The organism is Micromonospora sp. NPDC051196 (assembly GCF_040682415.1).
In the GTDB taxonomy this organism is placed as follows: domain Bacteria; phylum Actinomycetota; class Actinomycetes; order Mycobacteriales; family Micromonosporaceae; genus Micromonospora.
On the sequence record NZ_JBFBAY010000013.1, the window covers coordinates 138,386 to 160,692 of the forward strand.

The following is a 22,307-nucleotide window of genomic DNA, read 5'->3' on the forward strand; positions in this document are numbered from 1 at the left end:
ATGCGGAGATTAAGCCGATAGAGAGAACCCGATCTCCGCATCTCCGCACGATCTTGCGGCGACCACCGGAGTCTGCGGAGATGGCCACCACCACTGGCCATCTATCTCCGCAACTGTGTCCGCAGCTCACAGCCACCTTTGCGGAGATGCGGAGATGCGGAGATGGTTCAGCCCCTCCCACACAGAGGGTCGACAACCGCGCCAACCCTGAACCCGCTGAGCCCTTCCTTGTCGGCGTCAGACACCAGCCACCCAAGATCCTGGGATTTGTGGCGCCTCAGGAGCCGCTCGACACCGTCCGGCAGCGCTGTTCACCAGTCATCCATGCGGCATCCATGCGCGGCTGCGTGCCCGCCGGCCAGGCCGCGCTAGAGGTATGTTGCCTCCTATGCAAGTATTGGCGGATCGGGCGATGCTGAGCGAAGTCGGGAGGTGAAATGCGCGATAGCGATATTCGCCACGCGCTAATTGCTCGTCTGGCTTCAAAGTACGGCTCAGAGCCCGACACTCATATTCGGCATGAGTTGGGCCTCTGTGCTGGCCGAACGAGAGTGGATGTGGCTGTTATCAACGGTCATATCTCAGGGTTCGAGATCAAGAGCGACGAGGACAAGTTGAGCCGGCTAGGGATGCAGGCGGAACTGTATAGCAGGGTCCTCGACCGGGCCGCGCTGGTGACAACGGACCGGTATCTAGATCAAGCCTCAAAGATGATTCCGTCGTGGTGGGGTATGTGGCTTGCTGTTCCCGGCAAGCGCGCAGCTCGGCTCCGGAATGTCCGCCGCGGCAGTCGTAACCCAAGCCCTAACCCATTCGCGGTTGCGCAGTTGCTTTGGCGAGACGAAGCGATGGCCCTGCTGAGAGAGCGGGGTAATCACGTTGGTTTGTCGAAGGCGCCAAGATGGTTCGTGTGGGAACGCCTTGCTCAGACGTTAGAGTTGCACGAGTTGCAGGAAGAAGTGCGGCGCGTGCTCAGGGCGCGGGAGGGCTGGCCAACTCGCTTATGACATGCGCGAGGTGATGGGAGGTTCCCCACGCTCGCCATTGCGTGGCGCCTCCTGGTCCAGGCTGACGTCTGGCGCACCGGGCGAGCTCGCTGTCGCCCCATGAGAAGTCTGAGCCCACGGTCGGCCAATGGTCGGATGCAACTAGAGCTTTGCACAAGTCGTAAAAACTATCGTTGCCGCCAGTTTCGTAACGGGCCCAACGGTAGATCCACCAGATGTTACTCGCGGTATACCTGAGGCTCGGAAGAGGGCCGCGAGCCCCGGCTCCTTGTGGAGCTGGATGTGCGATGGCGTAGTCGCCAAAATCTGGGCTGCGGTCGGCGAGTCGTTCCCAGAGCTTCCAATCCCATCTAGTTAATGGTGTCGCTTCATTGCGAGGGATGCTGGTAATGGCGGACGGCATGGCGCCGGATGCAACCACGACGGATGCCCATCCTTGGTTTCCCAGCGAGTCAAGTACGTTCCTGACGACCTGCTCCGCTCGGCTGACGTCTCCCTCGGATGAGACCTCGGCCATGTCTACCACCAAATGGCATCGTTCTAGATTAATTTTGGCGATTGACAGAGCTCTGGATACCCGAGACGCGTCGGCGACCGGGTCGGGATTCGTGGTGATGCTGCCGAGGCGCACAATAGCTGCTTCGTTGTGCAGGCGAGCTGCCTCCCCGCACGCCAACAACTGCTCGTCTGAATCGTGTAGGCGAACAACCGGCACGATAGGGATACCCCATTGTGCCAAGTCGTCGGCAATCTCCGTGATCAGTGGTCGACCGTCATCGTTGACTCTGGCATAGGTTGTGTCTACTCCGACAGCCAGGCCGGCTGGCGCCGACTCTCGCAACTGACGTACGAACTTGAGACCGGCCTGCGTCGGACCTTTATCCGAGGGGGAGACCTCGAACAAGGGTTTTATGGCGCTGACCTCGTGGTCCCGAAGTCGTGCTAGCGCTTTGAACTCGCCTGCCCGTGCCTTGAGTATGGGCCAGTACTGAGCCATAGCCACCCCCTGTGCGCCTCACTGGTTGCACGGTCGGCTACTGAAGGTATCTGAGATAACTCGGAATGTAACGAGTTGACATTAGTGGATGGGCCTGATTTGCCTATCCGCGAAGAATGTCTAATAAGAGTTGCTTGCGGCTTATAGCCGTTGCTGACTTGTTCTATCGTCTCAACGTGGCATGGGACATGGTGTGGAACATTCAGATTGGCGAAGTAGTCGTTCGGCGAGAGCTTCATCAGCGCGTGGGCGGCGGTTCCGGACAGGGCGGCATAACGCGGCCGGCGAAGCGGGCGGACGTACTCCTTTTCTCGTCCCCGGCTGGTGCCCGTTACGGGTACGACTTTGATGGCTGGAAGCCTGACGGGGCGTTCCACTACACAGGTGAGGGTCAGGTCGGCGATCAGACCTTCGTGCGTGGCAACGCGGCAGTGAGAGATCATCTGGATCGCGGACTACGGCTTCGATTCTTCGACCAGGTCAAGCGCTCGGTGGTGCGCTATCTCGGCGAGTTCCGGGTTGATCCGGAGCTTCCCTGGTACGCGGAAGAGGCAAGGGACCGACTGGGAGACCTGCGGAAGGTCATCGTGTTCCGGCTCCTGCCCGTCGATGCCAAGGCGCCCAAACTCGGTAAAGCGAGCTCAGGCAAGCCGACAGTGCGGGATGTCCCGATGGAGGCCCACGTTGCCGAGACCTTTCAGATGGAGCCCAAGCGTGAGCCGACAACCGCTGAACGGCGTGAGGCGGACCTCGTGGACCGTTACGTAGCCGCTCTGGTGGCGGAAGGCGGTGCGATCCGCAAGGAGATCAAGCTCCCCGACCTCGGCAGGGCTCTCTACACCGACTTGTTCGATAAGGGCCGAGCTGAGTTGGTCGAGGCAAAGAGTTCCGCGGCTCGCCACCACGTACGCCTGGCCCTCGGCCAGTTGCTGGACTACGCACGCTATGTCGATCACAAGTCCAGGGCGGTTCTGCTTCCGTCCTACCCAGGCTCGGACCTCGTTGAACTGTTACATAGCGTCAACGTCGCGTGCATCTACGAACAGGAGGGTGGCGCCTTCGTCCGCCTGGATCCGTAGCGCATCCGTGGTGCGGGCTATGGTGCGAAGCCGTGCATTGCCGAGTGGCTGGAGTGCCTGTAGTGGGCGGAACTGACAGTCAGGTGACCCTGTGAGGGCCTGGTCACAGCGTTGAAAGCCACTCATAATCCCTCGGTCGCGGGTTCGAGTCCCGCCCGCCCCACCACCCGTTTGCTGGTCAGCCATGCTGACAGCGATCCGCACCGATCGCCTCGAAGTCCGGTCCGCGCTCTCAGTCCGCACTGAGTCCGCAGCAGCACGACCGGGCGCCCGATCGAGGCAGGTCCAGACAGTTCCTGTCAGTCACCTTCGAAGAACAGATAGCCGCTCAGCTCCCGTGCCTCGACTGCCGCCGCCAGGACCAGACGCGCCATCCCCTCTTCCTTCGCGGTGAGTTTGCCGCTGTTGAGGGCAAGTTCCCAGCGCACCGATGAGGCGATCAAGCTGGATGAAGTTCAGCATCGTATCCGCATAGGGGTCGATCACATCCAAGACGGCTGTCCCGGACGCGGCCAGGCGGCGGCAGATGCCGAGAAACGGCTACCTCGGACCGCGCCGTCGTCCTGCAATAGCTCCCCGGTCGGCTGGCCGTACAGCCATCCGTGCTCCGAGACCGCCCGCCACCCGACAACGGCAGACGGGCAGACGGGCAGACCAGGGAACCATTCAGCTGACCAGCCATCCGCGATCTTCTTCTAATCCCCAGCAGCACGACCCGCCGCCTGATCAGGGCGGCCCAGGAAGGGGGCAGTGCCGGCCCTGGCCTGCAGCCGGCATCGACCGGCCTAGTGGACCGGGTGAACGGTGTCTACCATGTGCCGATGATCGAGCAAGGTCAGCGACGCGTTCCTGTGCCGGTTGCCGCCGCCTCGGGGATTTTGCTCGTGGCGGCCGCGCTCGCGGCGACGATGGTGTTTTCGGGTGGTCCGTCCGTGGCCACCGGGTTGATCGGGGTAGTTCTTCTGCCGGTGTTGGCTTACGGCCTGTGGCGTGGTAGCGGGCGGGCCCGGTTTTGGACAACCGTCTTCGCGACCGCCAGCGTTGTGTACGGTGTCGTCGCGATCACCAGGACAGATGCGTTAGAGCTGCTGCAGATGTTGGGTGCGTCAGTCCTCGTTGGCCTGTTGTTGGTGCCCGCATCGTCCCGGCGGTGGTTTGACGGCTTGCCGGCGAAGGAGTAGCGCCAGCGGAGCTGCCGGGCGCGCCACTGACCACAGTCGGCCATCCTGAGGCGGCGTTGCCCCACGCGGTGCCGTTCCTGGTCGACGTCGAGGCGGGTCGGTGGCGATGTGAAACCTGGCCCGAACTTGACCCTGACGCAGCGTCAACCCCCCATGCTGCCGGGCATGAGCATTCCACCAACAGTCGGTCAGGCCGAGGGGCCTGCAATCCAGGTACGAGGTCTGGAGAAGTCGTTCAAGCAGTTGCAGGTGCTGCGCGGCGTGGATCTCGATGTGACGCGGGGCAGCATCCTCGCTCTGCTCGGCTCGAACGGGGCGGGCAAGACCACGCTGGTGAAGATCCTGTCCACGCTGCTCAAGGCGGACGCGGGGACCGCCCGGGTCAACGGCTTCGATGTCGGCCGGCAGGCCGGGGACGTACGCGAGTCGATCAGTCTCACCGGGCAGTTCGCGGCGGTCGACGAGATCCTCAGCGGGCGGGAGAACCTTGTCCTGGTGGCCCGGCTCCGGCACCTCACGGCCCCGGGTGCGATCGCCGACGACCTGCTGCGGCGCTTCTCGCTGACCGAGGCAGCCAACCGCAGGGTGGCGACGTATTCCGGTGGCATGCGCCGCCGCCTGGACATCGCGATGAGTCTCATCGGGAATCCGCCGGTGATCTTTCTCGACGAGCCGACCAACGGGCTGGACCCGCAGGCGCGCATCGAGGTGTGGCAGGCCGTCAAGGAACTTGCCGAGGGCGGTACGACCGTCCTGCTGACGACTCAGTATCTCGACGAGGCGGAGCAACTCGCCGACCGGATCGCGATCCTCCACGAGGGCCGGATCATCGTCAACGGCACTCTCGGTGAGCTCAAGCAACTCCTCCCACCGCCCGAGGTCGAGTATGTCGAAAGGCAGCCGACCCTCGAAGACGTCTTCCTCACCCTCGTCGGCACTCGAACGGACAAGCTCGTCGGCACCCGACCAGACAAGGCAGAACGATGAACAAGCATTTCCTCGGCGACACCGCGGTTCTGCTCGGCCGATCTCTGCGCCACATCGCCCGCAGCCCGGACACCATCATCACCACCGCGATCATGCCGATCGCCTTCCTGCTGCTGTTCGTCTACGTCTTCGGCGGCGCGATCGAGACCGGGTCCGAGTCGTACGTGGACTATCTGCTGCCCGGCATCCTGGTCATCACGATCGCCTCGGGCATCTCCTACACCGCCTTCCGGCTCTTCCTGGACATGCAGGGCGGCATCGTCGATCGGTTCCAGTCCATGCCGATCGCCCGGTCCTCCGTACTGTGGGCGCACGTCCTGACCTCGCTGGTCGCGAACCTGATCTCGCTGGCGGTCGTCATCGGCGTCGCCATGGTGGTGGGCTTCCGCACCGGGGCGGGGGTGCTGGGGTGGCTCGCGGTCACCGGCATCCTGGTCCTGCTCATCCTGGCGTTGACCTGGCTCGCCGTGCTGCCCGGCCTCACCGCGAAGTCTGTGGACGGCGCGAGCGGGTTCGCGTACCCACTGGTGTTCCTGCCCTTCGTCAGCTCGGCCTTCGTGCCCACCGAGTCGATGCCCGGCCCGGTCCGTGCCTTCGCCGAGCATCAACCGGTGACCGCGATCGTCGACGCGATCCGAGACCTGTTCGCCGGGCAGCCGGTCGGTGCCGACATCTGGACCGCTCTGGCCTGGTGCGTCGGTCTCCTCGTCGTCGCCTACGTCCTCGCGGTCGTCACCTACCAGCGTCGGGTCGCCTGAGTCGGCGGCGGCAGGGGGCAGGATCAGAGCATGCTGACGATCGGTCAACTGGCGGCGTACGCCGGTGTCACCGTGCGCGCGGTGCGGCACTATCACCAGATCGGGCTGTTGCCCGAGCCGGAACGGGATGCCTCCGGTTACCGGCGTTACAGCGCCAAGTCAGTCGTGTCCCTCGTGAAGATCCGTACGCTCGCCAACGCCGGCGTGCCGCTGGCCCGCATCGGTGAGTTGCTCGATGCCGGTCCGTCGGCCTTCGCCGACGCGGTCCGGGCCATCGACGAGCGGCTGCGCGACCAGATCGAGCGGTTGGAGGCCAGTCGCAAGCAGATCGCGCAACTGGCCGGTGGGGACCGTCTGACGCTCCCACCGGAGGTCACCGCATACCTTGATCGGCTCCGCGAGATCGGGGTGTCGGAGCGGGTGGTGGAGGGTGAACGGGACGGTTGGATCCTGGTCGCCGCTCGCTGGCCCGAGCGGATAGCCGAATTCATGCCCGGCAAGCTCGCGCAACTCGACGATCCGCAGGTCGTCCGGCTCTATCGGGTGCTGTCGGAGATATTCGACGACGAGCCGGGTGACACCGACGACCCACGCCTGGCGGAGGCCGCCGACATCATGGTGAGCCTGGCCGAGCAGGCGTACCGCGCCGGCGAGATCCTCAGCGACGAGACGCCGAATGACCTCGTCGACGCGCTCGCCGTGGAGTCCGACCCGAGGGTGCAGCGGCTACGGGACCTGCTGCGCGAGCGCGGCTGGGCCGGGTGGAACCGGATGGAGCCGTTGGCAGGAGGGTGACCTCAGGCGTCGCATGCGACGCCGATGCCGAGCCGTACCTGCACTGTCTGCCCTGACGACCGGATGATCAGCGGTAGGCAGGCTGGCTGCGCCACCCACGTGCCGCCGACGAAGGCCAGCCACTGGGACTGGTCGTCGTCGGCGGCACACGCCCGCACCTGAACGTTCGCGGCTGGTTCGGCCGGAGAGCCCCAGCCGAGGCGGGCCTTGTCCTCCCAGCCGGACGCCACCCGCAGGTCGACCACGGCGCCGGCGCGTACGACAAGTCCCCATTTGGCGAACAGCCGGGCCGCCGGATCCGGTTTTTCCGACTCGTGGGCTTCGAGCACCTCCCGGTCAGGGACCGCGACGTCCTCGCCCACGATCCGATAACCATTCGGTGGTTCCCGCAGCGCGTCGACAGCGACGGCACAGGACTCCGGCCCGCCGCTGTCCTGGCTCGACGGGGTGGCGTCGGGGTCGGCCAGGGATGTGGCAGGCACCGGCGGAAGCAGCTCGTCCTGGCCGGCATCCCCGGCCGTGCATGCAGCCGCCGCGATGAGCAGGCAGCCGGCAAGGGGCCACGACAGAAAACGACTGGTCCGCACCCGTGTCACCTCCGTCAGCGGCGGGTCTTCGGCAGGTCGAACTGGTCGGCGCGGCGACAGTCGCGTTGGTTGCCGATCGCCTCGGGGCCCAACCGGTCCAGTACCGCCCGGGCCCGGTCCCGACCCCGGTTCCAGGCGTACCACGGGTCGGGTTCGGCCAGGTCGTCGGCGATCCAGCTGAGCGTGCACCGGCGTACCGGATCCGGCAGGGCGGCGAGGGCCGGCGTGGCGTCGGCGGAGAGGGCGCGGAGGTACCAGGCGTCGATCCGCCCGGTCTCCTGGTACCGGGCGACGTTGCGCCGGGCCGCGTAGTCCTCGGGGTTGAGTACTGCCAGGCCGAGCAGCAGCACCACCGCGAGCGCCGTGGCCAGCCGGGGGATCCAACCGCCGCGCCAGCGTACGCCGGCCACCAGGATCATCAGGAAGACCGCGCCGAGCAGCAGCTCGAAGGCCATCACGAAGATCCGCTCGCCGGTGAAGCTGTAGACCTTCTGGTACGTGTACATCCGCGACAGCGCGGACACCACGATGACCACGGTCAGGGCGCTGAGCAGGCCGAGCAGAACCCGCAACAGCACCCGGTCGAGATGCCGGTCGCGGCGGGCCCAGCGGGTCACCCCGCCGAGCACCGCCAGGGTCAGTACGGTCACCACGACCAGTTGCCAGAAGCCGCTGCGGGCGTACTCGGCGTAGCTCAGTCCGGTGGTGCGCAGTACGTGCCGCTGCCCGCCGAAGAGCACGGTGAACTGCACCGCCACGAAGCCGCCGAACAGGGCGGTCAGTGCGGCGATCGGTGGCGCCCATTCGAGCAGCCCGACGCGTCGGTCGGTCGGCCGGTCCACTGCGGACAGATCCGGCGGCGCGGCGATCGTGTAGACGGCGGCCACCGCGATCAAGCCGCCCACAGCCGCCAGGAACAGCCACCGGAACACGCCACTGACGCTGATCTCGGGCAGCAGAGCACCGAGGACCTGCGAGAAGGCGGCGTCGGCGGAGGAGAGCAGGGGACCGAACACCACGAGGACGATCACGGTGGCGGCCACCGAACCGACGACCCGGCGTACGCTGCCGGGACTGCCGGGCGCCCGCAGGTGACGGCGTACCCAGGGCAGCCCGCGCAGTCCGGCGATCGGTGCGGCCACCAGGCTGAACAGGATCGACCGCACCCGCTGCCCACCGACGATGGCCAGGGCGGCGCAGCCCAGTGCGCCCAGCACGCAGAAGGTCACCAGCCACCAGGCGTTGCGGAAGGCGAGCACGGCGAGCAGTGCCAGGGCGGCGCCGGCCCAGCCGGCCCGGACCCACCGTTCGGTACGGGCAAGCTCGGCGGTGTGTCGCCGTACCGCCATGACGACTGCGACGGTGAGCACCAGCCAACCGAGGAACCAGCCGATGCCGGTGCGGCCCAACGGCACGAAAGTCGCCACGCCCAGCGCGCCGGCCAGTACGGCAAGCGGGGTGGCCAGGTGATTGGTCGTCTCCGGGCCGGGCCACGCCCGTTCGAAGAACGTCGGCGGTGGTGGCGTCCGTCGGAAGGCGTACCCCGGGCCGGGCGGATACGAAGCCGGGAATGCAGCACCCGGCACTGTTGCCACCGGCCGGCCGGCCGGCGCGAGCTGGCTGGCCGCCAAGGCTGTCGTGGCCGGCGACGCGGTGGTGCCAGGCGCAGTTGCCGGCGGCGCTTCGGTGGCCGGTGCGGTTACGGGCGCGGCCGTGGGTGGTGTGGTGGCCGGTGCTGCGCTTGTCGGCGTGGCCCCGGGTGGCGCGGTGGGCACCGGCTCTGCGGTGGCCGGCGCGGTGGTGCTCGGCGTCGTGGGCACCGGCGCGCTGGTGGTCGGTGCCCGCTGGGCGGGCGGCGTCGCCGAAGTCGGCGCGGCGGCGCCCTCCTGCACCAGCGGTAGGAAGATCGCGTATCCCCGGGTGCCGGCTGGTACCTGCACCGGGATCGCCCAGGCGGGCTGGTCGGTCGGACCGGGCCACACGATGGACGGCAAACCTTCGACCGCCGGTACGACCAGCAGCCGGGGTGCCGTCCCGGCGGGATCCGCCGGGACGGCGGCGGTCGGAGCAGGGGCCTCGCGGGACTCCCCGTCGGCATTCGGGGACGGCTCGACCGGTGGCGGCTCGGACACCGCACCTCCTTGGACGACGAATGCCGTCACTCTAGGCGCAGATGCGCATTCTCGACGCCCCGTGTCGCCGAGCGGGCGCAACGCCGGAACCCGCCGGACGCGCCATCACGCCGGAGGACTCCGCCCCTAGCTGCGGCCCCGGTCGTCGAGGGTGAGGGGAGCACGCCCGTTGACCGCGTACCGGATGTGGGTGACCTGCGGCGTGTCCACGACACGGGTCGGGGTCAGCTCGATGGCCTCGAACTCGTCCACGTCCAGGTCGGCGTCGAACAGCCGCATCCCGGTGCCCAGCACCACCGGTGCGACGTGCAGTTCGAACTCGTCGAGCAGGCCGGCGCGCAGCACCTGCCGGACCAGGCTGCCGCCCCCGGCCACCGCCACGTTCTTGCCGCCCGCGGCGGCCCGGGCCTGTGCCACCGCGCTGGCCACGCCGTCGGTGACATAGGTGAAACTGGTGCCGCCCTGGCGGATCACCGTCGGGCGGGGCCGGTGGGTGACCACGAAGACCGGCGCACGGAACGGCGGCTCGTCGCCCCACGGCACCTCACCGCCGTCGGCCATCCGGCGACCCATCACGTACGCGCCGGCCGCCTCGAACGACTCGGCGATGATGTCGGAGTTGACGTCCTGCGCGCCACCGGCGAAACCCTGTCGTTCCCGCCAGGACATCGCCTCGGTGGCCCAGCGGGTCACCCGGAAGAAGCCATGGCTCTCCGCCGAGTGCAGCCAGTCACCGGCGCCGTCGTGCCGGGGGCCGGCGTAGAAGCCGTCCAGCGACACCGACATCTGCGCGGTCACCTTGGTCATCTCGTTCCTCTCGGTCTCGCGACACCCACCATGGGTGCCCGCTCATTGGTGGATCGGAGCCGAACCGACGCCATCTACCGCGATTGACTGTGATCTGAATCACTGGCAGGTTGGGGGTGAGTCGTCGGCGAAGCCGCCACCGGCAGGGAAGCCATCGACCAGCTAGCGGGTCACCCGGCGATCGTGGCGGGACGCTCGCCGCCTCGGTTCCGGCATCGGTCGATTCGGTAGGACGTGTCGGACCTCGTTGCGACGCCGCTGTCTGCCTGGAGACAGAGACGTTCGCGCCGCCGGGTGGACCGTCATCATTCGGTGAGAGATCCACTGCTCGTGGACTCGTGCTTCAAGATGGAGGAACCGATGAGGACACTGTCCCTACGACGGTCGGCCGCCACACTGGCCGCTGCACTGGTCGCCACGCTCGCTGTTGCCCTGCTGCCCGCCACGCCGGCGCTCGCACTGCCCTCAGGTGCCGGCTGGTCGGCCTCGTGGAGCTACTACCAACCGAACGCCTACCAGTACTCCGGCACACTGCCCGGGGTACGCCTGACCGGTTACGCCACCGACAATGCCGGCACCTCGGCCACGCTCGGCACCATCGAGGACACCGCGGCGGACGGACGCTGCGCCCGGGTGATGCTGTACGCGTACGGTGTCGGCTACATCGCCGACCGCACCACCTGCGGTAACGGCAGCTACCTGACATACAACACGGTCAGCTACGACCAGGGGCTGTTGGTGATCGTCTACCGGATGATCGACGGAACGAACACCAACGACAAGGGTTTCTACATATTCATCCCCGGCTCGGCCACCGATTCGGGGCTGCGCACCGTCGGGACCGGGGCTAGCTGGTCGTACTACACCTCCACGGCGTACCAGTACACGGTCACCCGATCCGGCGTCAGCCTCATCGGATACGGCGTCCACCAGGCGGGGGATCTGCGTTCCTCGCTGAACACGGTGGAGAAGACCGCCGTCGCCAAGGGGGCGTGCGCCAGCGGGACGGTCACCGGCGGGACGACCGTCAGCGGCAGCACCTGCCTCAACGGCGGCACCACCTCCTTTCACCGCAACGACCACAGCTACAACCTGGAGGCGTCCGCCTGCTACAAAACTCTTCTCGGTACCCAGCGCTGCCTGGCGGTGAACATCCCCGAGCCCTGGTGACCCCTTCACTGCGACCTGAGTCAGTTGCGGCGGCAGCCCGGCGGAGCAGGTGCCGGCGTTCGGGGTCGCTGCCGGCGAGCCCCGCCGCCCGCCGCCAGGCCGTTGCCGCGCTGGCCCGGTCGCCGGCCAGCTCCAGCAGGTGCGCGCGGACGGCGTGCAGCCGGTGGTGCCCGGCGAGGATGCCCGATTCCAGTTGCGCCAACAGGGCCAGCCCAGCGGTCGGGCCGTGCACCATGCCCACCGCCACGGCCCGGCTCAGGGTCGCCACCGGGTTGGGTGCCAGGCGTTCCAGCAACTCGTACAGGGCCAGCACCTGCGGCCAGTCGGTCTCCTCAGTGGTCGATGCCTCGGCGTGCACGGCGGCGATCGCGGACTGGATCTGGTACGGCCCCGGGGTCGAGGTGGTCAGGGCCTGCTCCACCAGCGCGCTGCCCTCGGCGATGGCCCTCCGGTCCCATCGGCGACGGTCCTGCTCGGTCAGCGGCACCAACTCGCCGTCCGGGCCGACCCGCGCGGCGGACCGCGCCTCGGTCAGCATCATCAGCGCGAGCAGGCCGGTGGTCTCCCCGTCGTCGGGCAGCCGGTCGTGCAGTCGGCGGGTCAGCCACAGCGCCCGCCGGGTCAGGTCGGGCCGGTGCAACCGTGGGCCGCTGCTGGCGCTGTAACCCTCGTTGAAGATCAGGTACAGCACCTGGCGGACCACGGCCAGCCGGGCGCTCTGCTCCGCCTCCGGCGGCAACTCGAACCGGGCGCCCACCTCGCGGAGTCGCTGCTTGGCCCGGAAGATCCGCTGGCTCATGGTCTTCTCCGGCACCAGGAACGCCGCCGCGATCTCCGCCGTGGTCAACCCACCCACGGCCCGCAGGGTCAGGGCCACCTGCGCGCTCGTCGGCAACGCCGGATGGCAGCAGAGCAGGAACAGTTCCAGCAGGTCGTCGCGGGGCACGTCGGCGTCCGACGGGGGCCCGACCAGCGCGTCACGCGGGATGCTGTCGAGCACCGTACGCTCGCGGCGCGCCCGGGCGGCCGCGGACCGCACCTGGTCGACGTAGCGGCGGGCGGCCACGGTGTGCAACCAGGCCGCCGGATGCTCCGGTACGCCGTCGCGCGGCCACCGCTCGACGGCGGCGACGATCGCCTCCTGCACGGCGTCCTCGGCCCCGGTGAAGTCGCCGTAGCGGCGGACCAGCACGCCGAGCACCTGGGGCGACAGCCGGCGCAGCAATTCGGCGGCGGCCTCGTCGAGGCTCAGCGGTCGTCCTCCTCGCGGATCATCAACGGCCACATCTCGATGCCGCCACCGACGCCGGGAGCGAACCGCAGGCCGGGGTACGACCGGGCGATCTCCACCGCCCGCTGCTCACTGTCCACGTCGACCACGAAGTACGAGCCGACGTACTCCTTCGCCTCCAGGTACGGTCCGTCGGTGACCACCGGGGTGTCGCCGGTCATCCGCACCGAGCGGGCCGGGGCGTCCAGCCCCTGCACGTCCACCAGTTCACCGCGGGCGCGCAGTTCCTCGTTGAAGGCGTCCACCTCGCCGATCAGCGTGGCCAGGTCGCCGGCGGGCAGGCTGCCCCAGATCTGCTCGTTGCCGTAGATCAGCATCAGATACTTCACGTGGAACCCTCCGTTGCGGTGTCCGCAAGGTGACAGGACGCCAGGGCCTACCCCGATGCACTGTTGTAGCAGGTCAAGAGGCTGCGGATGGCGGGCCACATCCGACTCTTCGCAACCGTGCGGCGACAGCAGCGTCCCCGCCGGATCGCCCGCATCATGCCCGACAGCGACGTCGCCACCGTAATCACGCCAGGTCCCGCGTCGCCCGTCGGCGGCGTACGGACCCGGTCGTCGCGCCGATCTCGCCGCGTCGTCGGCGCTCGCCCGCGCCGTCGTCGCGACCCCAGCCAGGAAGGAGCCGCCATGGCCGCTCCCACCGTGACCGCCGCTCTCAACGCGACCAGCTATGCCCCCGGCGCCCAGATGCTGCTCACCGTCACCTACGGCGACCCCGACACGAAGACCCTCACCGTCACCGTCGTGGTCACCGACGCGCAGGGCAACAGCAGCGCGCCGGCCAAGGTCAGCGCCGTCATCGACCCGCTCACCGTAACCGTCACCGACGACTCGGGACGCGCCTGGACCCGGGTGTCGGACAACGGCACGGTGGCCGTGTACCGGGCGGTGGCGTGATGCCCCGGGTCACCGTCACGGTACGTGACTCGACCGGGCAGACCGCCACCGCCGTCGCCGACTACACCCTCACCCCACCGGTGCTCGGTGGCTACTACCTGTCCGGCAACGCCGACCCGACGGCCGACATCTCGGGGGGCAACTTCCGATCGCTGACCCAGTACCGCAGCTTCGCCGACAGCAACGTCTTCCCCGGCTACAACAAGCAGTGGCTGCTCACTCTCGGCCGGTCCGGGATGCAGATGAACATGGTGCTGGAACTCAAGCACTACGGGGCCGGTGACCCCGGGCCGCAGACCTTCACCGTGGACGGGGTGCGCTACACGGTGCCGGCACCGACGATGACCATCCAGCAACGTCCGGGGAGCGTGTGGCCGAAGGCGTACGGCTACGGCCAGGTCATCGCCGGGCAGTGCGACGGATTGTTCGCCCGGGCCCTGTCGCAGTACCGGACGCTGGGCTTCGGCGTGAACATCCAACTCGCCTCCGAACTCGACACCGACAACGAGTTCGGCACCACCGAGGCCGGCAAGGCGTACACCTGGGCGGAGTCGGACGCCCGGGCGGTGCAGGCGATGGCGTACATCGTCGACTGGTTCCGGGACAGAGGGCTGCCATCGGGGACCACCTTCTCGGTCGGCGTCGGTGGCTTCGACCGGGCCTCGTTCAAGCGCACCCATCCGGAGTCGCTGATGTCGCGCCTGGACTACCTGCAATGGAACGTGTACGCGACCAGCGCGTCGGACACCGCGCTGGCCCGGTTCCGCCGCACCAAGGACTGGGCGGTGGCCGACCTCGGGCCGGTGGCGCTGTCCCGACCGGTGATCGTCGCCGAGTGGGGGGTCCGGGTCGCCGAGATCCCGGACCAGGCGGCCTGGATCGCCACGGTGCCGCCCGCGATCGCCCGGCTCAACACGGAGCGCGGGCCGTTCTTCGCCCGCACCAACTACTTCAACTCCGGCTGGGGCACGTTGAGCCCCAAGGCGGCCGGGTTGGCCGCGCTGCGTTCCGCGTACGCCCGACCGCCGTACGTGTGACGGGGTCGGTGGCTTGACATCGGGTTGCTTGGGTTGCATGGTTAATTACATGAGTAATGAACCAGCCAACCGATACGGCGTGGCGGGGCGGCGGGCGTGATGGAGGACGGCCGGCCGATCTTTCTGCAGATCGCGGAGCTGCTGGAGAGCTCGATCCTGGACGGGACGCTGGCCGAGGAGGAGCAGGTGCCGTCGACGAACGAGTTGGCGGCCTTCCACCGGATCAATCCCGCCACCGCAGCAAAGGGCGTCAACAAGCTGGTCGACGACGGAACGCTCTACAAGAAGCGAGGAATCGGGATGTTCGTCTCCTCCGGCGCCCGCGCCAAGCTGCGCGCCCGGCGCCGTGACGAGTTCGCCCGGCAGTACGTCCAGCCGCTGGTGGCCGAGGCGCGCAAGCTCGGCATCGACCCGGCCGAACTCAAGCACATGATCGACAATTGGGAGGAAACCCGATGAGCCCGGTGGTCACCGTCACCGACCTGACCAAACGGTACGGCGACGTCACCGCGCTGGACCGGGTCAGCTTCACGCTGGCCGAGAACCGGATCTACGGCCTGCTGGGGCGCAACGGCGCCGGCAAGACGACCCTGATGCAGATCCTCACCGCGCAGATCTTCGCCACCAGCGGGGAGATCGCTGTCTTCGGGCAGCACCCGTACGAGAACGAGCGGGTGCTCTCCCAGATCTCCTTCATCAAGGAGAGCCAGACCTACCCGTCCAACCTGCGCGTCAAGCACGTGCTGCGGGCCGCCGGTCTGGTGTACCCCGGCTGGGACGAGGAGTACGCCCAGCGGTTGGTCGAGGACTTCCGGCTGCCGCCGCAGCGCAACGTCCGCAAGCTGTCGCGGGGCATGCTCTCCGCACTGGGCATCGTCGTCGGGCTGGCCGCGCGTGCCCCGTTGACCTTCTTCGACGAGCCGTACCTCGGCCTGGACGCGGTGGCCCGGCAGATCTTCTACGACCGGTTGTTGGCCGACTTCACCGAACATCCCCGCACCATCGTGCTCTCGACCCATCTGATCGACGAGGTCAGCGACCTGATCGAGCACGTCCTGCTGATCGATCAGGGCCGTCTCGTGCTGGACACCGAGGCCGAGGCGCTGCGCGGCCAAGTTGTCACCGTCTCCGGCCCGGTCGCGGCGGTGGACGAGTTCGTCCGCAGCGGCGCCGAACTGCACCGGGTACGCCTCGGGGGAACGGCCCGCGCCACCGTACGCGGCGAGTTCGGGCCGGCCGAACACGACCGCGCCCGGGCCCTGGGCCTTGAGCTGGCGGGGTCCTCCCTCCAGGACATCGTGGTGCGCCTGACCACCTCGATCAACCGGCCCGCAGCGGACGCTGGCAGCGCCGTCACGGCCGACAAGGAGGCTGTCCGATGAACCGCACCCTGACCGTCGCCCGGTTGCAGTTCGTCGCCTGGCGCAGTGTGGTCGGCTGGCCGTGGGGGATCCTCGCGCTCAGCTTCGTCATCAACCTGGCCCTGTTCAGCGCGATGAACGAGCAGGACGACTTCGAGCCGACCACCGGTGGCCTGATGAGCATCTACGTGGTGATGTTCGTCGCCAGCATCAACGTGATCACCCAGGACTTCCCGTTCGCCCTCGGGCTCGGCATCTCCCGCCGCAGCTTCTACCTCGGCAACGTGCTCCACTTCGTCGGTCAGGCGCTCGTCTACGCGGCGGTGCTCTATCTGCTGGCGGTGATCGAGCAGGCGACCGACGGCTGGGGCGTGAATCTGCACTTCTTCGGCATACCGTTCCTGCTGGTCGAGCACCCGGTCCTGCGGTACCTCGGCTTCGCGATCCCGTTCCTGCTGCTCGGCTTCGTCGGCATCGCCATCGCCGTGGTCTTCAAGCGCTGGGGGATGAACGGCATGCTCACCCTGGCCACGGTCCTGTTGGTCGCCATCGGTGGATCCGCGGTGCTGGTGACCTGGCAGGGCTGGTGGTCGGCGATCGGCCGCTGGTTCGTCGACCAGTCCGGCGCAGCCCTGCTGGTGGGCTGGCCGGCGCTGCTGACGCTGCCGCTGGCCCTGGCCAGCTACTTGATCATCCGACGCGCCACTCCCTGATGAAAGGAAGGGCCCCTTGTTAACGCCTGTGGTAGAGCAGGGGCCCCCTTTTAACACCACGACCGGTTGAACACGACGACCGGCTGTGCACCGGAGGACGCGACGGCTCACCGTGCGCAACGGGGGCGGCCCCTCCCGATCGGGTGTCGGGAGGGGCCGCGCGGTGGGGTGGGGGTCAGCGCCAGGTGTCGGTCAGGGTCAGCGACCCGGACGCGGTGGCGGTGCGGTTCGCGCCGGACTCCCAGACCACCTGCCCGGAGTCGGTGCGCTTGACGTACTTGTAGGCAAAGGCGGTGCCCGCCGGCAGGCTCAGCTGCCCGGTCCAGACCGGGTAGCCGGTGGGTGAGAGCCGTACTCCCTTGGCCGGATCCCAGCCGCCGAGGGCAGGCAGGTCGCCGACGACGTAGACGTGCTGGCCGACAACGGTGGTGGCGGTGGCCTGGAAGGAGACCGTGGCGTCGCCGGGCGGGTTGGTGGCCGGTTGGTTCCAGGTCACGGAGAAGGCCGTCGCGCCGGTGCCGGTGCGGTTCGGGTCGTTCTCCCACTGCACGGCACCGTTGCCGATCTTGACCAGCTTCCACTCGAAGGCGGTACCGGCCGGGATGTCGACCGACCCGCTCCAGGTCGGGTAGGTGCCCGACGTGGTGGAGAGTTTCACCCCGCTGGCCGGGCTCCAGGAGCCGAGCTGCGGGATCGAGCCGACCACGTACACCTCCTGACCGGGGTTGGTGGTGACGGTGGCGGTGAACCGGGTCGACCCGGCCGGCTGCGACGGGCTCGGCGTCGGCGTCGGGGTGGCGGTGGGGGAAGCGGTGGGAGTGGCGGTCGGGGTCGGGGTGGGGCCGTCCAGGCGGGCCTCGACGTGCAGGGCCACTGCCTGGTCCGCCGGGACGGCGGCGGTGAAGCTGCCACCGGAGACGGTCACCGCGCCGCCCGGGCAGGCTCCGGTGGACCGGTCGTACGCGCCCCTACCGACGTTGCAGTAGCGGCCGTCCGGCAGCGAGGTGCTGAAGCTGCGGCTCCACGTACTGCCGGTGGCGTTGAAGGCGGCGTACCCCCGGTTGCCTCGGGCGAAGGCCAGCCGGCCGTTGCCGTCGGTGGTGACCGAGGTGATGCCGGTGCCGGCGACCGCGTTGCGGAAGCCCGGCATGCCGGCCACCCCCGCGTTGCGGTGCTCGCAGATCCAGGCGCTGCCGGCGCAGTCCGTGGCGAGGGTGGTGCCGTTGGACGTGCTGGGCGGGCCCTGCCCGTGCACCGAGCCGAACGCGTAGCTCGACATCAGCTGGGGTCGGCCGTACGGGTGGGCCATCATGAACGTGTCCGCCAGGTAGTAGCGGGCACCGCTCTTGTAGGTCAGCGTCGGGTTCTCCCGCTGGGTGTCGTGGTTGTCGATGAACACCACCGCCTGCTGCCCGGTCAGGCCACCGTAGTTGGGCAGGTTGCCCAGCTGGGCGATGTTGCCGTCGCGGAACGCCGACGAGACCGCCCGCTGGTAGTCGAAGTTGGTCACCCCGCCGTACGGGGCGTACGCGGTGTAGGGGATCGTCCCGTCGCCGTACACCTCGTGGAACAGGTCCGGTCGACCGCCGAAGCCGGGTACGTCGCGCAGCCGGTTGATGATGTCGGCCAGGTGCGCCTCCTGCACGTGCTTGGCCGCGTCCACCCGGAAGCCGGCCACGCCCAGGTCGATCACCGCGTTCATGTACTTGGCGATCTTCCGCCGGACCTCGGGGTCGGCGGTGTTCAGGTCGGCCAGGTCGAGCAGCTCGCAGTCCTGGACCTCCTGCTTGTTGCCCCAGTTGTTGATCTTTCGATAGCAGGGCGCGAAATCGGCGTAGCCGTAGCTGTCGCCGGAACCGTCGTTGAACAGGTTCGGGTAGTTGTACTTGCTGTAGATCGTGCCGGCGCTGCCCGGGCCGGCGCCGGCCGAGCCGGTGCCGCTCATGTGGTTGAGCACCATGTCCACATAGATCTTGACGCCCTGCGCGCGGCAGCGTTCGACCATGTCGACGAACTGGGCCTTCGTGCCCCGCCGGGTGGCATCGAGCCGGTACGACACCGGCTGGTAGTCCTGCCACCACGGGTACGTGGCACCCTCAGCGCTGGGCAGCACCACGTGTTCCTGCGGCGGGGAGACCTGTACCCCGCCCCAGCCGTTTGGGCCGAGGTTGGATTCGCACTCGTCGGCGATGGAGTCCCACCGCCACTGGAACAGATGGACGATCGCGTCGCCGTTGGCGCGTACGTCGGCTGCGCTGGCGGGTGTGCCGGCTGCCACGGCGGTGAGGGTGGCCGCGGTCAGGGTCGCGGCGAGGATGGCCGCGGGTATCGCGGCGCGGGGACGGGGGATGCGCACGAAAGCCCTCCTCGGGGACGGTCGGGGTGCAGTCACGGTGACGGCAAGGTTTCCTGCAAGTCGTGCAAGAAGTTGCGGTGACTGCGTGACCGTAACAGGGGTGTCGATGGATGTGAACCTCTGATTCACACCGTGATGCAACGAGGGATTCGCTCTTGTGTGGAACTGAAAATCCTGCAAGAATTTTCGGCCATGGCGCCTGCGAGGGTGGATCAAGACTGGCTCGCAGGGCGTCATGACGACGACCGCCCCGCCCTGGATCTACCCCGACCAGCGCATCGGGGCACGGCCGGCTTTCTATGCTCGACCTCATGGAACTGCGGATCTTCACCGAACCCCAGCAGGGGGCGACCTATGACGACCTGCTCGCCGTGGCCCGACGTGCCGAGGAGACCGGCTTCGGCGCCTTCTTCCGCTCGGACCACTACCTGAAGATGGGGTCGGTCAGTGGCGATCCCGGCCCCACCGACGCGTGGACGACCCTGGCCGGGCTGGCCCGCGACACCCGCTCCATCCGGCTCGGCACACTGATGACCGCCGCGACGTTCCGGCTGCCCGGCCCGCTCGCGATCACCGTCGCGCAGGTCGACCAGATGAGCGGCGGACGGGTCGAGCTGGGCATCGGCACCGGCTGGTACGACGCCGAGCACAGCGCGTACGGCATCCCGTTCCCGGCACTGGGGGAGCGGTTCGACCGGCTCGCCGAGCAGCTGGCGATCATCACCGGAATGTGGCGGACCCCGTCGGGTCAGACGTTCGACTTCACCGGCCGCCACTACCAGGTCAGCGACTCACCGGCACTGCCCAAGCCGGTGCAGCGGCCACACCCGCCGATCCTGCTCGGCGGCATGGGCGCGAAGCGTACGCCGCAACTGGCCGCCCGGTACGCCGACGAGTTCAACCTGCCGTTCGTCTCGATCGCCGACACCGTCACCCAGTTCGACCGGGTCCGGGCCGCCTGCCAGAAAATCGACCGGGACCCGACCGAGCTGGTCTGGTCCAACGCGCTGGTGCTGTGCTGCGGCAAGGACGACGCCGAGGTGGCCCGGCGGGCCGCCGCGATCGGCCGGGAGCCCGATGAGCTGCGCGAGAACGGACTGGCCGGCACCCCCGCCGAGGTCGTCGACAAGATCGGCCAGTACGCGGCCGTGGGCAGCCAGCGCATCTACCTCCAGGTGCTCGACCTGAGCGACCTGGACCACCTGGACCTGGTCGCCGGCGAGGTGATGCGCCAGCTCTGACGTCAGCGCGACGGTGAGCGCAGCACGGTGTCCAGCTGACCGTCGCGATCACTGTCCAGGTAGGTGACGTCCGGTACCCCGTCACCGTCGAGGTCGAACTGCACCACGTCGGCCACCCCGTCGCCGTCGAAATCGGTGACCACCTGCACCGAGCCGTCCAGATGTCGGCTGACGATCGACCGGCCGCCGCCCGCGACCCGGGGCGGCGGCCCGGGGGTGGGCACCGGCGTCGGCGCCGGTCCGGGCGTCGGGTTCGGCTGCGGACCGGGCTGGCTGGCCACGACCGAGGCGTACGCCCCAGCCGGACCGCTGGCCGGCTCGACGCCGCTGCCGCCCGGATCGATCTCCTCCTCGGAGGGGTACACATCGCCACGAGGGGCGGGATCACGGTAGCTGCTCATCGGCGTAGGGTTCCCCGACGGAGCCGGCGGTAACCGCCGGCGCGGAGGAGGGGGTCGCAGTGCCGACGCACCGTAACTGGGCCGGCAACATCCAGTACTCCGCCCGGGCGTACCACCGGCCGACATCGGTGGACGAGCTGGCTGTGCTGGTTGCCGGCAGCGACCGGATCCGGGCGGTGGGCAGCGGACACTCCTTCAACCCGCTCGGCGACACCACCGGCGACCTGGTCACCCTGGCCGGGCTCCCGGCGGACGTACGGCTCGACGAGGAACGCCGTACCGTCGACGTCCCCGCCGCCATGCGCTACGGCGACCTGGCGACCTGGCTGCACGAGCGGGGGTACGCCCTGGCCAACCTCGCCTCCCTGCCGCATATCTCGGTGGCAGGCGCGATCGCCACCGGCACCCACGGCTCCGGCGAGAGCATCGGCAACCTGGCCAGCGCCGTCGCCGGCCTGGAACTGGTCACCGCGACCGGCGAACTGCGCACCGTGCACCGCGACAGCGCCGACTTCGCCGCGATGGTGGTCTCCCTCGGGGCGCTGGGCATCGTCACCCGGGTCACCCTGGACGTGCTGCCCACCTTCGACCTGCGCCAGTACGTCCACCTCGACCTGCCCCGCCCGGCGCTGGACGAGGCGCTCGGCTCGGCGTACAGCGTCAGTGTCTTCACCGACTGGCGCTCGACGCGCGGCACCCAGGTCTGGCGCAAACAGCTCGCGGACGCCCCCGCGCCCCCGACGGGCTGGCTCGGCACCACGGCGGCCGACCGGCCCTGGCATCCGGTGCCCGGCATGCCGACGGCCAACTGCACCGAGCAACTCGGCGCGGCCGGGCCGTGGCACGAGCGACTGCCGCACTTCCGGCTCGGTTTCACCCCGAGCAGCGGCGACGAGCTGCAATCCGAGTACCACCTGCCCCGCGCCGTCGCCGCCGACGCGCTGGCCGCCCTCGACGAGGTGGCACCCCTGATCGCCCCGGTGTTGCAGATCAGCGAATTGCGGACCATCGCCGCCGACGACCTCTGGCTCAGCCCGCAGTACCACCGCGACAGCCTCGCGATCCACTTCACCTGGATCGCCGACGCGTCGCGGGTGCTGCCCGTGGTCGCCCAGGTGGAACAGGCCCTGGCCCCCTACCGCCCCCGCCCGCACTGGGGCAAGGTCTTCACCACCGCCCCCGAGGCGATCGCCGCCACCTACCCCCACTGGCCCGATTTCGCCGCCCTGCTCCACCACCTCGACCCCACCGCCAAATTCCACACCCCCGCCCTCAACCCCCTCTTCCCCCGCTGACCCCCCACCCCGCCCCGCCCTGCCCGCCCTGCCCTGCCCCGCCCCGCCCCGCCCGCGTCGATCTTGCACTTCCGGTCGCTGATGCGCGGCTTTTGTCCCGCTATGTGCCGACGGAAAGTGCAAGATCTGTGAAGGTTCTTGTCAAGCGTTGGCTTCGAGGGTGCGCCAGATTTGGCGGGCTATGTAGCGTTTGAGGCTGCGGGTGATTTC

Annotated in this window: 22 protein-coding genes; 13 read left to right on the forward strand and 9 right to left on the reverse strand. The window is 68.6% G+C overall.

Annotated features, from left to right (window positions below):
- The first annotated feature begins 437 nt into the window (after positions 1–437).
- Positions 438–1,007: a sce7726 family protein gene (locus tag AB0M35_RS23195; protein WP_363747764.1), complete on the forward strand. Its 570-nt coding sequence runs from the start codon at positions 438–440 to the stop codon at positions 1,005–1,007.
- Here the strand turns inward: AB0M35_RS23195 and AB0M35_RS23200 are convergent.
- Complete coding sequence (locus AB0M35_RS23200; protein ID WP_363747765.1) at positions 973–2,004, reverse strand: beta family protein; 1,032 nt, start codon at positions 2,002–2,004, stop codon at positions 973–975. The genes AB0M35_RS23195 and AB0M35_RS23200 overlap by 35 nt on opposite strands.
- Before the next feature lie 176 nt (positions 2,005–2,180).
- Between AB0M35_RS23200 and AB0M35_RS23205 the strand changes: the two genes are divergently transcribed.
- Positions 2,181–3,083: a hypothetical protein gene (locus AB0M35_RS23205; protein ID WP_363747766.1), complete on the forward strand. Its 903-nt coding sequence runs from the start codon at positions 2,181–2,183 to the stop codon at positions 3,081–3,083.
- 299 nt (positions 3,084–3,382) lie between these two features.
- On the opposite strand, the gene AB0M35_RS23210 is transcribed toward AB0M35_RS23205, so the two are convergent.
- Positions 3,383–3,526 (reverse strand): hypothetical protein, encoded by a 144-nt coding sequence (locus AB0M35_RS23210; RefSeq protein WP_363747767.1) that lies wholly within the window; start codon positions 3,524–3,526, stop codon positions 3,383–3,385.
- 378 nt (positions 3,527–3,904) lie between these two features.
- Between AB0M35_RS23210 and AB0M35_RS23215 the strand changes: the two genes are divergently transcribed.
- The 4 genes from AB0M35_RS23215 to AB0M35_RS23230 all read left to right on the forward strand — a co-directional run bounded on the left by AB0M35_RS23215 (position 3,905) and on the right by AB0M35_RS23230 (position 6,804).
- Positions 3,905–4,264, forward strand: a complete 360-nt coding sequence (locus tag AB0M35_RS23215) for a hypothetical protein (protein WP_363747768.1) — start codon at positions 3,905–3,907, stop codon at positions 4,262–4,264.
- A 165-nt stretch (positions 4,265–4,429) separates the two neighbouring features.
- Positions 4,430–5,251: an ATP-binding cassette domain-containing protein gene (locus AB0M35_RS23220; RefSeq protein WP_363747769.1), complete on the forward strand. Its 822-nt coding sequence runs from the start codon at positions 4,430–4,432 to the stop codon at positions 5,249–5,251.
- Complete coding sequence (locus AB0M35_RS23225; protein WP_363747770.1) at positions 5,248–6,009, forward strand: ABC transporter permease; 762 nt, start codon at positions 5,248–5,250, stop codon at positions 6,007–6,009. Before AB0M35_RS23220 ends, AB0M35_RS23225 begins: the two co-directional genes overlap by 4 nt.
- Positions 6,010–6,039: 30 nt before the next feature.
- The gene (locus AB0M35_RS23230; protein WP_363747772.1) at positions 6,040–6,804 is read left to right on the forward strand and encodes a MerR family transcriptional regulator; all 765 of its coding nucleotides are present in this window, start codon (positions 6,040–6,042) and stop codon (positions 6,802–6,804) included.
- Positions 6,805–6,806: 2 nt separating this feature from the next.
- Here AB0M35_RS23230 and AB0M35_RS23235 read toward each other — a convergent pair whose 3' ends face one another.
- The 5 genes from AB0M35_RS23235 to AB0M35_RS23255 all read right to left on the reverse strand — a co-directional run bounded on the left by AB0M35_RS23235 (position 6,807) and on the right by AB0M35_RS23255 (position 13,120).
- Positions 6,807–7,286: a hypothetical protein gene (locus AB0M35_RS23235; protein WP_363747773.1), complete on the reverse strand. Its 480-nt coding sequence runs from the start codon at positions 7,284–7,286 to the stop codon at positions 6,807–6,809.
- A 119-nt stretch (positions 7,287–7,405) separates the two neighbouring features.
- The gene (locus AB0M35_RS23240; protein ID WP_363747774.1) at positions 7,406–9,523 is read right to left on the reverse strand and encodes a DUF4153 domain-containing protein; all 2,118 of its coding nucleotides are present in this window, start codon (positions 9,521–9,523) and stop codon (positions 7,406–7,408) included.
- A 126-nt stretch (positions 9,524–9,649) separates the two neighbouring features.
- Positions 9,650–10,330 carry a dihydrofolate reductase family protein gene (locus AB0M35_RS23245; protein WP_363747776.1) on the reverse strand — a complete coding sequence of 227 codons (681 nt, stop codon included), beginning with the start codon at positions 10,328–10,330 and terminating at the stop codon, positions 9,650–9,652.
- 1,045 nt (positions 10,331–11,375) lie between these two features.
- On the reverse strand, positions 11,376–12,785 hold the full coding sequence (locus AB0M35_RS23250; RefSeq protein ID WP_363747778.1) for a sigma-70 family RNA polymerase sigma factor: 1,410 nt from the start codon (positions 12,783–12,785) through the stop codon (positions 11,376–11,378).
- Positions 12,749–13,120, reverse strand: a complete 372-nt coding sequence (locus AB0M35_RS23255; protein WP_363747779.1) for a YciI family protein — start codon at positions 13,118–13,120, stop codon at positions 12,749–12,751. Before AB0M35_RS23255 ends, AB0M35_RS23250 begins: the two co-directional genes overlap by 37 nt.
- A gap of 303 nt (positions 13,121–13,423) precedes the next feature.
- Between AB0M35_RS23255 and AB0M35_RS23260 the strand changes: the two genes are divergently transcribed.
- From AB0M35_RS23260 to AB0M35_RS23280, 5 genes are all read left to right on the forward strand, one after another.
- Positions 13,424–13,693 (forward strand): hypothetical protein, encoded by a 270-nt coding sequence (locus AB0M35_RS23260; RefSeq protein WP_363747781.1) that lies wholly within the window; start codon positions 13,424–13,426, stop codon positions 13,691–13,693.
- Positions 13,693–14,730: a hypothetical protein gene (locus AB0M35_RS23265; RefSeq protein ID WP_363747783.1), complete on the forward strand. Its 1,038-nt coding sequence runs from the start codon at positions 13,693–13,695 to the stop codon at positions 14,728–14,730. The genes AB0M35_RS23260 and AB0M35_RS23265 overlap by 1 nt, the downstream gene beginning before the upstream one ends.
- 99 nt (positions 14,731–14,829) lie before the next feature.
- On the forward strand, positions 14,830–15,189 hold the full coding sequence (locus AB0M35_RS23270; RefSeq protein ID WP_363747810.1) for a GntR family transcriptional regulator: 360 nt from the start codon (positions 14,830–14,832) through the stop codon (positions 15,187–15,189).
- Complete coding sequence (locus tag AB0M35_RS23275) at positions 15,186–16,112, forward strand: ABC transporter ATP-binding protein (protein ID WP_363747785.1); 927 nt, start codon at positions 15,186–15,188, stop codon at positions 16,110–16,112. The genes AB0M35_RS23270 and AB0M35_RS23275 overlap by 4 nt, the downstream gene beginning before the upstream one ends.
- Positions 16,109–16,804 carry an ABC transporter permease gene (locus AB0M35_RS23280; protein WP_363747786.1) on the forward strand — a complete coding sequence of 232 codons (696 nt, stop codon included), beginning with the start codon at positions 16,109–16,111 and terminating at the stop codon, positions 16,802–16,804. Before AB0M35_RS23275 ends, AB0M35_RS23280 begins: the two co-directional genes overlap by 4 nt.
- 175 nt (positions 16,805–16,979) lie before the next feature.
- On the opposite strand, the gene AB0M35_RS23285 is transcribed toward AB0M35_RS23280, so the two are convergent.
- Entirely contained in the window at positions 16,980–19,160 is a 2,181-nt protein-coding gene (locus tag AB0M35_RS23285; RefSeq protein WP_363747788.1) for a carbohydrate-binding module family 20 domain-containing protein, read from the reverse strand.
- 311 nt (positions 19,161–19,471) lie between these two features.
- Here AB0M35_RS23285 and AB0M35_RS23290 point away from each other — a divergent pair, with 311 nt between their 5' ends.
- Positions 19,472–20,401, forward strand: coding sequence for an LLM class F420-dependent oxidoreductase (locus AB0M35_RS23290; protein ID WP_363747789.1), 930 nt, complete (start codon positions 19,472–19,474; stop codon positions 20,399–20,401).
- 2 nt (positions 20,402–20,403) lie between these two features.
- On the opposite strand, the gene AB0M35_RS23295 is transcribed toward AB0M35_RS23290, so the two are convergent.
- Positions 20,404–20,802 (reverse strand): hypothetical protein, encoded by a 399-nt coding sequence (locus tag AB0M35_RS23295; RefSeq protein WP_363747790.1) that lies wholly within the window; start codon positions 20,800–20,802, stop codon positions 20,404–20,406.
- Positions 20,803–20,861: 59 nt separating this feature from the next.
- Here AB0M35_RS23295 and AB0M35_RS23300 point away from each other — a divergent pair, with 59 nt between their 5' ends.
- The gene (locus AB0M35_RS23300; protein WP_363747791.1) at positions 20,862–22,097 is read left to right on the forward strand and encodes an FAD-binding protein; all 1,236 of its coding nucleotides are present in this window, start codon (positions 20,862–20,864) and stop codon (positions 22,095–22,097) included.
- The last annotated feature ends 210 nt before the right edge of the window (positions 22,098–22,307 follow it).